This window comes from Pseudoalteromonas sp. NZS37 (assembly GCF_015864265.1).
GTDB lineage: Bacteria > Pseudomonadota > Gammaproteobacteria > Enterobacterales > Alteromonadaceae > Pseudoalteromonas > Pseudoalteromonas arctica.
Genome location: NZ_JADYXL010000002.1, coordinates 480,986 through 493,482, shown reverse-complemented (window position 1 = coordinate 493,482; position 12,497 = coordinate 480,986). Strand labels below are relative to the sequence as shown.

The 12,497-nt window shown below is 38.4% G+C and carries 9 protein-coding genes; 5 read left to right on the top strand and 4 right to left on the bottom strand.

What is annotated here, in order from left to right:
• Positions 1-85: 85 nt before the first annotated feature.
• The 4 genes from I6F47_RS05490 (at position 86) to I6F47_RS05475 (ending at position 6,225) form a co-directional block, all read left to right on the top strand.
• Positions 86-1,126, top strand: coding sequence for a Leu/Phe/Val dehydrogenase (locus I6F47_RS05490; RefSeq protein ID WP_024598321.1), 1,041 nt, complete (start codon positions 86-88; stop codon positions 1,124-1,126).
• 185 nt (positions 1,127-1,311) lie between these two features.
• On the top strand, positions 1,312-1,950 hold the full coding sequence (locus I6F47_RS05485; RefSeq protein ID WP_024598322.1) for a CatA-like O-acetyltransferase: 639 nt from the start codon (positions 1,312-1,314) through the stop codon (positions 1,948-1,950).
• 165 nt (positions 1,951-2,115) lie between these two features.
• Positions 2,116-2,940: a M90 family metallopeptidase gene (locus I6F47_RS05480; RefSeq protein ID WP_197183486.1), complete on the top strand. Its 825-nt coding sequence runs from the start codon at positions 2,116-2,118 to the stop codon at positions 2,938-2,940.
• Between the two features lie 105 nt (positions 2,941-3,045).
• Complete coding sequence (locus I6F47_RS05475) at positions 3,046-6,225, top strand: amidohydrolase family protein (RefSeq protein WP_024598324.1); 3,180 nt, start codon at positions 3,046-3,048, stop codon at positions 6,223-6,225.
• Positions 6,226-6,422: 197 nt separating this feature from the next.
• Here the strand turns inward: I6F47_RS05475 and I6F47_RS05470 are convergent, their stop codons facing one another.
• On the bottom strand, positions 6,423-6,764 hold the full coding sequence (locus I6F47_RS05470) for a hypothetical protein (RefSeq protein ID WP_002961684.1): 342 nt from the start codon (positions 6,762-6,764) through the stop codon (positions 6,423-6,425).
• Positions 6,765-6,914: 150 nt separating this feature from the next.
• Between I6F47_RS05470 and I6F47_RS05465 the strand changes: the two genes are divergently transcribed.
• A complete protein-coding gene (locus I6F47_RS05465; RefSeq protein WP_024598325.1) occupies positions 6,915-7,667 on the top strand; it encodes a Nif3-like dinuclear metal center hexameric protein in 753 nt (250 codons plus the stop codon).
• An 80-nt stretch (positions 7,668-7,747) separates the two neighbouring features.
• On the opposite strand, the gene I6F47_RS05460 is transcribed toward I6F47_RS05465, so the two are convergent.
• The 3 genes from I6F47_RS05460 to I6F47_RS05450 form a co-directional block, all read right to left on the bottom strand.
• Positions 7,748-8,512, bottom strand: a complete 765-nt coding sequence (locus I6F47_RS05460) for a YdcF family protein (RefSeq protein ID WP_197111518.1) — start codon at positions 8,510-8,512, stop codon at positions 7,748-7,750.
• 54 nt (positions 8,513-8,566) lie between these two features.
• The gene (locus tag I6F47_RS05455; protein WP_002961689.1) at positions 8,567-9,454 is read right to left on the bottom strand and encodes a LysR family transcriptional regulator; all 888 of its coding nucleotides are present in this window, start codon (positions 9,452-9,454) and stop codon (positions 8,567-8,569) included.
• 412 nt (positions 9,455-9,866) lie between these two features.
• A complete protein-coding gene (locus I6F47_RS05450) occupies positions 9,867-12,236 on the bottom strand; it encodes a GGDEF domain-containing protein (protein WP_197183485.1) in 2,370 nt (789 codons plus the stop codon).
• Positions 12,237-12,497 lie beyond the last annotated feature (261 nt).

Sequence of the window (12,497 nt, the reverse complement as noted above, 5' to 3'; positions counted from 1 at the left end):
GCGAACTCGAATATGAAGTGATAAAGTCTCGGCAATTTCCAGCGCGCATACCCTCTCACGGGTTAACTATTTCGGAGTATTTTAAGTGGCTGTGTTTAATCGAGTTGAATTTGATAACCATGAACAAGTGGTTTTTTGTTCTGATGAAGAATCGGGTTTAAAAGCAATTATTGCTGTACATAATACCAACCTAGGTCCTGCTGTTGGCGGATGTAGAATGTGGGATTATGCGAACGACGAAGATGCTGTTTACGACGTGCTACGTTTATCAAAAGGCATGACTTATAAAAATGCAGTTGCGCGCTTACCATTTGGTGGCGGTAAATCTGTAATTATAGGTAATGCGAAAGAAATTAAATCTGAGCAATTATTCCGTGCATTTGGCCGCCAATTAGAGCGATTAAATGGCAGTTATTACTCAGCAGAAGATGTAAACATCACATGTGCTGATGTAGCTATTATGAATAAAGAAACTAATTACGTACTGGGCCTTGAAGGTAAAAGTGGTAACCCATCGCCATTTACAGCATACGGTACGTTTTTAGGAATTAAAGCAGCGCTACAGCATCAACGTGGTCATCAAGATTTTGCAGGTGTGAAAGTGGCTGTTCAAGGTTTAGGTGCTGTTGCTTATGGTTTATGTAAGCATTTAGCTGATGCGGGCGCTGAGTTGTTTGTAACAGATATTAACCAAGTTGCAATTGATCGCGTAGTTAATGATTTTGGCGCGACTGCGGTTGGCATTGATGAAATTTACGACTTAGATGTTGATGTTTATGCACCGTGTGCATTAGGTGCAACTATTAACGATTTAACGATACCGCGTTTAAAAGCGACTATTATTGCAGGCTGTGCTAATAATCAGCTGGCAGAGTCTCGCCACGGTGAAGTTATTCGTGAAAAAGGCATTTTATATGCACCAGATTACGTAATTAACGCTGGTGGTATTATTAATGTTTATTACGAAACAGCGCCAGAAGGTTACAGTGCAGCAGCGTCTAATAAACATGTTGAAGGTATTTTTAATACGTTAACTGAAATCTTTGCCCGTAGCGAAAAAGAGCAAAAATCAACGCATTTAATTGCTGACGAATTAGCGCAAGAGATCATTAAAAACGGTCTGTGATCTAAGTTCTAATTTATATAAGGGTGTGCAATTGCACACCTTTTGTTTATCTGTAAGTTAAGGGGTGTTGATCTTTGCGGATTTAACCTTGAAAGATCAACAGACCCTGATGCAATTGTTACTGAACAGCGGTACACTTTATTTTTAATTTTGTGCGGCAAATTATGACTCCCTCAACTTCTCTCATGCAGCCTATCGATTTAGATAATTGGCCTAGAAAGCAACACTTTGAATTATTTAAACACTTTTCTCAGCCTTACTTTAATGTGTGTGTGCGTTTAGATGCTCAAGCACTTTACGACTATTGCAAAACCAATCAATTTTCTTTTTTTCAAGCGTATGTATATTGCACCTTAAAAGCGTGCCATGAGTACGATTCAATAATGCTACGTATAATAGATAATCAACCATGGTTACTTAATAGTGTTCGCGCAAGTGTGGTTGAGTTGTCTGAAAACGATACGTTTGTTTTTAGTTATTTTAACAGCACAGGCGAGTTTAAAGAGTTTGCAAATCATGCAAGTGGCGTAAGCAAAAAAGCGAAATTACAGCCGTTATTTTCTGATGCATTTGCTCAAACAGAAGGGCAGGCTGATTTAATTCATATATCTGTTTTGCCGTGGCTGAATTTTAGTGCGTTTTCGCATGCATTTAGTGAAGGGCAGAGTTTAGGCATTCCTAAATTTGTATTTGGTCAGTTTGATAAACACACAGGCACAATGCCTTTAGCTATCGATGTACACCATTCATTAATGGATGGTTTGCACGTAGCGAAATTTATAAGCACATTGCAAGGTACATTTGATACCTTTTGCAAAAATTAACTTTAAACACATCAGTAACGGCAGTGCAAAGCAGTAAACAATTTATAAGTAATCTATAAGCAATGCGATGTGAATTACTTTATATTCAAATACATAACCTTGTATGCTTGAAAAACACGTGTGCTGGACATATTTATATACCATACCTTAGCTCAGGAAATCCCCATGATAAATGGACTGTTAATTGTTGTTTTAATTCTTTTTGTGGTGATTTTCTGGCGTTGGCCATCAATTCAAGACCGATTATGGCGCAGTAAATATAAAGACTTTGCTTTAAATTCGCAGCAAAAAGATATTTTACTGCGTTGCATGCCCATCTATAAAAAAATGACCGACGCCGACAGAGAAAAATTAGAGCGACATATTACGTGGTTTTTAAACGAAAAACGCTTTGTCGGTTGTGATGGCTTAAGGCTAACGTCTGCAATGAAGTTAATTGTTGCCGCCGATGCGTGTGTATTAGTACTTAATAAACCGTGGCCGTTATATAGAAATGTAAAAGAAATTTTATTATATCCAAGTGCTTATTACGCTGCGCAATCAACTCGCGATAGTGCAGGACTTGTGAGTTACCATAATACGGTAAGACTAGGCGAGTCATGGCCTGGCGGCACGCTCGTTTTAAGCTGGCATGATGTACTTGAGGGTAATCGTTTACCAAGCGATGGACATAACTTGGTATTTCATGAGTTTGCGCATCAACTCGATCAAGAAACAGGTAAAACAACGGGTACGCCCATTTTAAAAAGCTCAGCAGATTACAAAGAGTGGGGCCGAGTATTTAGCCGTGCTTTCACCCAGTTAAAAAGCCATGTTGCCTATAGCATGCCGCATGTTATTCACAGCTATGGTGCGACTAACGAAGCTGAGTTTTTTGCTGTACTCACCGAAACCTTCCTCGAAAAACCCGCAGAGCTTCGCCGATACGATCCTGAAATTTACAGTATGCTCGTTAATTACTATCAATTTGACCCTATTGTTTGGCATTAAACCTACATAAACCGCGCTTTATCATATAACGCTGGCAAGTTGCGTTTGTTTTTGTTGCAATCATGTGAAATAGTTTTTACTGCAACAATAACAAGCGAGAAACGCATGAAAAAAATGCTTCATACAGTATTGGCGCTGTCGGTGTCATTAGCGATAGGGCAGGTAAATGCCGCTGAAAAAGACGAACAAAAATGGCAAGTAGATTCACCTAAGGGGCAATTTGTTGACGCTGCAATTAGCGTTGATCAGGGCACATGGATGAATATAGATATTAGCCCTGATGGTAAAACCGTGGTGTTTGACTTACTTGGCGATATTTATACGATGCCAATGAGTGGTGGTACAGCCACAAAGCTCACCTCTGATATTGCATGGCAAATGCAACCACGCTTTAGTCCTAACGGCAAAAGTATTGCGTTTACCTCCGACCAAGGTGGTGGCGATAACATTTGGATAATGGACTTAAATGGTGAAAATCAACACGCTGTTACCGATGAAACCTTTAGATTACTAAATAGTCCTGCATGGAGTCCTGATGGCGACTACTTAGTTGCGCGTAAACACTTTACAGCTAGCCGCTCATTGGGAGCAGGTGAAGTGTGGTTGTATCACAAAGCGGGTGGCAAGGGCGTACAGCTTACAAAACGCGAGAACGATCAAAAAGATTTAGGTGAGCCAATGTTTTCACCTGATGGTCGTTATGTATACTTTTCGCATGATGCAACACCCGGTAAAACCTTTCATTATTCAAAGGATTCTGTAGCGGGCATTTATAAAATTAAGCGCTACGACCGTGAAACGGGTGAAATTGAAACCATAATCGATACGATGGGCGGTGCTATTAGGCCTACACCATCACCAGATGGTAAAAAGCTTGCTTATATAAAGCGTGATGACTTTCAAACTAGCTTGTATTTATATGACTTAACTAGCGGTGAGCACACTAAGCTTTACGATAAGCTTGAGCGAGATATGCAAGAAACATGGGCTATTCATGGTGTATACCCAACTATTGCATGGACCCCCGATAACGAAGAGTTAGTATTTTGGGCTGGTGGTACAATTCACAAGCTAGATGTTGCAGACAAATCTGTAAAAACCATTCCTTTTAAAGTGCAAACCACTAAAAAAATTCAAAAAGCAGTGCGCTTTACACAAAACTTAGATACTGATGAATTTGATGTAAAAATGCTGCGTAATGTGCAAGTAAGCCCAGATGGCGAAACGGCAATTTTTGAAGCGCTTGGGCATATTTATAAACGCGATTTAGAGTCGGGTAAAATTAAGCGTTTAACAAAGCAAACTGATCATTACGAATTATTTCCACAGTACTCTCGCGATGGTAAAAAAATAGTTTACACCACATGGGATGACAACAAACAAGGGTCTGTAAGGGTTGTGTCTGCGCGCAGTGGTCGTGGCGATACAATAACTAAAGAGCCTGGCAAGTACGTAGAGCCTACGTTTAGTCCAGATGGGAAAACGGTTGTTTATCGAAAAGCCACGGGGGGCAGTATTTTAAACCCTAAGTGGTCACTTAATCCGGGGGTTTATAGCGTAAGCGCAAAAGGCGGTAAAAGTGAGCTTATTTCAAAAAGTGGTTATCAACCACAATTTGGAGATGCAAACGATCGCGTTTTTATAATGAGTCCTTGGCCAAAACCAACGCTTAGTGTAGTTGAGCTTGAAAGTAAAAAAGTTCGCAAACTATACGAGTCAGAGCATGCGACTGAATTTAGAGTATCACCAGATGGGCAATATCTGGCTTTTGCTGAGCGATTTAAAGTATTTGTAACGCCGTTTGTTCAAAGTGGTAAAACAATTAATATTGGGCCTAAAGACAGTCAATTCCCAATAGAGCAGTTATCAGTGCGTGCTGGTGAAAACATTAGTTGGAGCGCTAAGAGCAACACGCTTTATTGGACATTAGGGCCTGAGCTTTATCATGCAAGCCTTGAGGGGATGTTTGCCATTAACAAAGCCGAAGATGCCGACTTTAAAGTGAAAAGTGGCGATAATATCGGTTTCAGTAAAAAAATGGCAGAGCCTAAAGGTATGATTGCGCTCACTGGTGCAAAAATTATAACTATGGACGGCGAAAAGGTTATTGAAAATGGTGTCATTATTACTGATGGCAAGCATATTAAAGCTATTGGTACAGCCAGCGATATAAGCATTCCTAAAGGTGCTGAGGTTATTGATGTAACAGGTAAAACTATTATGCCTGGTATTGTTGATGCTCATGCACATGGCTCGCAAGCAAGTGACGAAATTATACCTGAGCAAAACTGGAAAAACTTTGCAGGTTTAGCGCTAGGTGTTACTACAATTCACGATCCATCAAACGATACCTCAGAAATATTTACCGCAAGCGAAATGCAAAAGGCAGGCATGATTGTTGGCCCGCGTATTTTCTCAACCGGTACTATTTTATATGGCGCAAATATGCCAGGTTATACGTCGCATATTGACTCGTTAGACGATGCTAAATTTCATTTAGAGCGCCTTAAAAAAGTAGGGGCGTTTAGTGTTAAATCGTATAACCAACCACGTCGTGAGCAGCGCCAACAAGTTATTGAAGCAGGCCGGATGCTTGAAATGATGGTAGTACCAGAAGGTGGATCATTATTACAACATAACTTAAGTATGATTGTAGATGGACACACAGGTATCGAGCATTCAATCCCTGTAGAGAACATATACGACGATATAAAGCAGTTATGGTCGCAAAGTGATGTTGGCTATACACCAACACTTGTAGTGGCTTATGGTGGCATTTGGGGTGAAAATTACTGGTACGATAAAACTGATGTGTGGAATCATCCGCGTTTAAGTAAATTTGTGCCTAAAAACCAATTATTACCACGCTCTATGCGCCGCATTAAAGCGCCCGATCATCACTATAATCACTTTAATAACGCACGCGTTGCTGCTGAGCTGCAAGACCTAGGTGTATTAGTTAACTTAGGTGCTCACGGTCAGCGTGAAGGCTTAGGTGCACACTGGGAGATGTGGATGTTTGCACAAGGCGGAATGACATCACTTGAAGCTATACGTGCATCGACAATTGATCCGGCTAAGTATTTAGGGCTTGATAAAAACGTAGGCTCGCTTGAAGTGGGCAAACTGGCAGATTTAATGGTTATAGATGGCGATCCGCTTAAAAATATTCGAGATTCGGATAAAGTAGATTACACCATGATCAATGGTCGCTTATTCAATGCAGAGACAATGAGTGAAATGGGTAAAAAAGAGCGCGAACCACTTTACTTCGAAAAGTTATAATTTATTTTGATCTTTTGAAAGCGGCTACATAGCCGCTTTTTTTAGTCTTACTCAACTTATAAGGCTCTATTTTTTTGATTAAATGTGCAATTAAGGTTGGAAGACGATAATTAATATAATTTTTAGATATTTTTTAGCAAATCGCGCACATAAAAAAACCGCTTAACGCGGTTTCTTTTAAAAATCATAAATGTTGATTAAACAACACCGCGCGGTAAGCGACAGTCATGATCTTTACGAGCTAAAATTACAATCCAAAGTTCTTCCGCTGTGTAACCTTCTTCGTTTTCGGTAACAACAGTGAATGGCGCTTTTTTCTGTGCTTTAACAGGCGCAGCTGCTTTTGGTTTTTTCGTTTTAGTTGTTTTACCAGAGTTTAACTTTTTAGTAAGCTCTGCTACGTCAGCTAGGCGTAAATTTTTACCGCCATCAATGCTGTACCAACCAGGTTTAGTTGTGATTTCAGGTTTTTTACCATTGGCAGTTTCGTACGCTGCTTCAAAGGCAGATAACACTTCTGTTTTGTCTAGTTTGCTCATCAGAGACCCTATACGTTGTGAACACAGATAAAGAAGAGGTATTTATACCTATTTTAAAACAGTTTTTCAATTTTTTGCGATTTTCCTTCCATTTTAGGGCTATAAACGCCAAAATTTGCACAAAATTCAGTGCTAAGTAAGGTAAGTTATATGCAACGTAGAGAATTTAACCAACTCCTAAATGACATTTTAAAACCTCAATTAATTAAAGATTTTTGCCCAAATGGCTTACAAGTTGAAGGTAAAAACGAAATTAAAAAAATTGTGACGGGTGTAACCGCAAGTCAAGCATTAATAGATGCTGCCATTGAGCAACAAGCAGATGCTATTTTAGTTCACCATGGATTTTTTTGGAAAGGGGAATCCCAACCAATAACGGGAATGAAAAAGCGTCGTATAGGTGCGTTATTAGCACACGATATTAATTTATTTGGCTATCACTTACCACTCGATATTCATCCAGCAGTTGGCAATAACGCGCAACTTGCAAAGTTATTGGATATTGAAATTGAAACAGGGCTAGAGCCAACTTCAAATAGCGTAGCAATGAAAGGGCGTTTAAAAACACCATTAAGTGGTGAAGATTTTGCAGATAAAATTGCAAAAGTGCTAAATCGAACCCCACTCACAAGTTTAGTACGTTCAGCTAAAATTGAAACCATTGCACTGTGTACTGGTGGTGGGCAAGGGTATATTGATTTAGCTGCAGAGCAAGGCATTGATGCTTATTTAACGGGTGAGGCATCGGAGCAAACAATTCATAGTTCTCGTGAGCAAAACATTGATTTTTTTGCCGCAGGGCATCATGCAACAGAGCGCTATGGTGTAAAAGCTCTGGGTGAGTTACTTGCTCAAGAGCATGGTTTTGATGTGACATTTATAGACATAGATAACCCAGTTTAACTAGGCTATCTATTAATTAACCTGAACGCTACTTGAGATAGATTTATTATCTAGAGTTCAGGTTAGTTAGACGAAATGAGCTACAGTGCCTCTGGATCTATCCAGCGGCGTAAACTTATCCATGTGTTTCCTACTACTTCGTGACTGTATTGCGTAACCACAAGTAAGGCATGAGCATTGGGAATAAACTGTTTGCTCCATGGAAGTGCAGCAAAATTATGATAATCAGTGGCTGCGGTTATGACTTCAATACCTTGAGCATTAAATAAGTCTTTTGCGCGTGGCATGTGCAGCACAGATGTTACTAGTGCAACTTTAAAGTCGACTAATTTTGATGCCAGTAACTTAGCTTCTTCACCTGTATCCATTGCTTTTGGGTTTTGGGATATACGACTCTTATTAACGCCTAAACTAATTGCCGTTTGATACATAAGCCCGCTATTAGTGATATTTTGATAACCCCCGCCTGACACTATAAGCTCTGCATTAGGGTAGTGCTTTGCTAGCTTTACACCTTCTACTAAGCGCGTTAGTGCACAATTACCTAATTGATTATTAGCACTGAGTGCAGGGTTTGGGTTTATATCGCAACCTAGTACAACTATTTTGTCTATTTTTGGATGCTTTAGGGTATTAAATGCAAGCGACGCAGGTTCATTATTTTGGATAATTAAATTGGCGATAAAGGGTGTGCTCAATGCAAGTAATACAATTAAGCTTAAAGTAGATAAGAAGAGAGCTGATTTGCGGCCTTTAAATGCGAGTAGGAGCATCAGGCACGCAAATAAACCAAATAGAGGCAGTGGCATAAGTAAGCCACCAATCATTTTTTTAATAACAAACATAAGAGTTAAACGCTGTAGAGTTAATTACAGCGATATTACTCATTATATTGATGATTATCGACCGTTATTTAGCTTACACGTATTTAAAAAGTGACGATAAACAGGGTTATCTTTCATGTCTTTTTTCATCGCTAAATACATAGGACGAGTAAGGCCAAGAGCGCCCAAAGGAATTGATTTAATTAAGCCTTGGCTTTCATAAGGTGTAACTAGCCAATCAGGTAAAGCGGCAACGCCCATGCCGGCACTTACTAGTTGAAAAATAAGTAATCCTTGGTCAACCGTTTTTAACGTACCGTCAAAACGTGCATTTTGAATGAAATGCTTAAATATATCTTGGCGTTCACGCGGGATAGGGTATGAAATAATAGTTTCGTTTTTTAAATCAAGCGCTGTTACATACGCTTTTTTAGCAAGTTCATGATCCGGTGCCACAATAAGCTTCAATTTAAAATCAAATAAGTGCGCGTACTCTAATGTGTCGGGTTCACGTATGTCAGATGTTAAAACTAAATCTAGCTCATCGCTTAGTAAGTCAGGAATAGCGTCGTAACTAAAGCCGCGCTCGTAATCAATTTTTATATCAGGCCAAAAGTTATTAAATTCTTTAATAGTAGGCAACAACCAATGAAAACATGCATGGCATTCCACACTTAAACGCAGTTGAGAAATAGGCTGATTTAAGCTTTCTTTCAAACGGCATTTTGTCGCTTCCATTTTTGGTAATATTTCGTGAGCCAACTCAAGTAATAGCATTCCCTGAGGGGTAAAGCGGACTGGTTGAGTTTTACGCTCAAATAATTGGCAATCTAATTTATTCTCTAAATCTTTGATTTGATGAGATAAAGCAGACTGTGTCAAAAATAACTCTCGTGCTGTATTAACCAAAGATCCTGTTTCTTTTAGGGTTGCTATGGTTTTTAAATGTTTAATACCAATCATCTTTAAAAATTCTCATGGGAAAAGTGAGTTCAGCTCAGATTAACCACATACTACGCCTATACAAAAAACGTTTCAACGTCTAGATGGCTAAAAGTTTGCGATTTATTGTGGTTTATTGCAGTTTGTTGTTATGAATCGCGAAAATATTAGAATTAGTAACGATAAAAGTCATTCAAAAACTGGTTTGATGAGTTTTAGATGAGTTTGCTTCATGTTGTATTTTAAGTATATCGATTGCGGTGTGCTTCACCTCAGTGTGAATTTTGACTATATAAATAACTGTGTGGGGTGGGGAATGGTTACTTTAGGTTGTGGTTTAAAAACTAAAGTCATTTTGCTTTTTAGCTTTAGTTTAGGTCAATGAATGAGTATATACGTAATACCTAAGCCAGCGACCTACTCGCTGGCTTTTTTATAAGGGCTTATTAATAAGTAATATGGCTTCTTTGGCTGTGACCGGTTTTGACTTTAAAAAACCTTGGCCATAGTCGCACGCGGTGGATTGTAAAATGGCTAATTGTTCAAGTGTTTCTATCCCTTCAGCAACAACCTCAAGTTTTAATGATTGCGCAAGTGATAAAATGGCTTCAACAAGTGGATTGGTGGAATCTTGTAGGTGGTCAATAAAACTTTTATCTATTTTTAAAATATGAATAGGCAGTTGGTGCAAGTAGCCGAGTGCCGAGTAACCCGTTCCAAAATCGTCAAGGCACAATTTTACTTTTAAAGGTGAAAGACCTTCTATTATTTGAGTGGCGAGTTCTAGATTTTCTATTAAGCCTGATTCGGTAATTTCTAAACATAAAGAACCCAGAGGTAATTGGTATTTATTATAAATAGAATGTATTTGCGCTACAAAATCGAGGCTTGCAAAATGCCGTGACGATACATTAACCGTTACTTTCAAAAAGCGATGACCTTGCTGGTGCCAATTAGAAATCTGCTGAGCGGCTAAATCAAGTAAATGTAAATCAAGATTTATAATTTGCCCTGTAGTTTCAGCTATCGGTATAAAGTCATTAGGTGGTACAAATCCTTTTTTAGGATGATGCCAGCGCACAAGTGCTTCAAAACCAATAACCTCACTTGTGGTAATTGTAAAAATTGGCTGAAAATAGAGTTCAAATTCGTTGTGTTCTATACCGTGTTGCAAGTCGTTTTCGATATCGGCATGGGTTTTAAGTTTTTTACGCATCGTGTTATTAAAAAACTTAACTTGTCCACGCCCGGTGGATTTTGCTTCATACATAGCAGCATCAGCTTGTTGCAGTAATATATAAGCTTGATCGTTTATGTTGTCGGTATAGGCAATACCAATACTAGTAGAGGCTTGAAGTAAGTGGCTATCTACATTAAGAGGTTTTGATAATGCGCTTTTAATTCGGTTTAAAGCTTCATTAACTTGGTTTTTATGTGTGATATTTTCCATAAAAATAGCAAATTCATCACCGCCTAAACGAGCAAATGTATCGGTGCTTCGTACTGTACTTTTAATTAAGTCGCATATTTTTATAAGAAAATGGTCTCCGACTTCATGCCCTAGCGAATCATTAATACTTTTAAAACGATCAAAATCTAGATACAGCAGGGCATGGCTAGTACTTTTTTTAGCACGCGTTAAACGTAAAATAGCATGCTTTATTCTCTCAATGAGTAATGAGCGGTTAGCAAGGCCGGTAAGCTCGTCATGCAATGCTTTATGCTCGAGCTCTTGTCGGGCTAGTTGTCTATCAATTGCCATACTTATTTGGCGACTTACGTAAGTTAGAAGAGCGCTGTCGTGTTCGTTGTATTGCAGTGTTTTATCGTAGCTTTGTACAACAATAACACCGCTTATACGATCACTTGTTTTAAATGGAACACCCAACCAAGACTCTGATTGTCTGCCTACCATTTTAAAATCACCGTTATCTATATGACTTTGAAAGGCATCTTTATTGAGTAATAAGGTTTGCTCTGTTTGCAGTAGGTAATATGAAGCAGTGTCTTTTAGCTGTTCTTTAGATATTTTTTGATGTGTTTTGGTGTTTATGCCTTCTTCGACTATATAAACAAGGTCAAGTATATCTACTTTTTTGTCATATAAAGCGATAAAAAAGTTATCAGCACGAAGTAAGTTATTGATAATTGAATGCAAGGCTTCAAAGAAGGTATCTAAGTCGTTAGCTTTGTAGGTTAGGTTGGCTATTTGTAATAAGCTATTTTCTAATTTTTGTGCGTTGTTAAGTTGCTCAACTGTTTTTTGTAAGTTATTTACCGTATTTACCTGGTTAATTTTAGCACTGAGTAAGTGGGCAACTGTTGTAAGAATTTCAAGGTGTGCGTTTGTAAAGTAGCCTTTAATAGGGTGCTCACAATCAATAACACCTAAAACTTGTTCTTTATATATAAGAGGGACGCATAGTTCTGATTGGGCAGGGCGCTCATCTGCGATATAACGGCTATCTTTTGTTACATCATCGATAATTACGGCTTTACCAGTAGTTGCAACAGCCCCAGTAATTCCTTCACTAAAACGTATTACTTTACGTTCGGCTTGATATTTGTCACGGGCGTGAGCAATACCCATCGAGGCAACTTGATTTAATGTATAAGCATTGTTATCGGCAAGGTAAATAACGCAATCAACAAATCCTAAACGGTTAACAACGTGCGTTGTAACATACTCAAATAGCTCGTCTAGTGTGTCTAGTTGCAATAAGCTCGATGAAAATTGATTGATAATACTCAGTTGATCAGTTTTTATCTCAAGTGCTCTTGAGGCATCATTTTTGTAAGACATAGGCAATTTATATTATTCTTTTTATTTTTAAATACGTAGCTAAGTTAACCTAATCTTAGATTTTGTACAAAATAAAGCGATGAGTGGTTTTAATTGGCTGTAAATTATTATGACGAATGACTTTAATTAATTGTAAGTAATAACATTGGCTAATCCCAATTGAATTGGAGTATTAAGCTTTAATTACACAACTCGGTAATGTCATCAACATATGCATTATTTTTAATAAAATCTTTACTCGAAAACATCATATGCCTATGA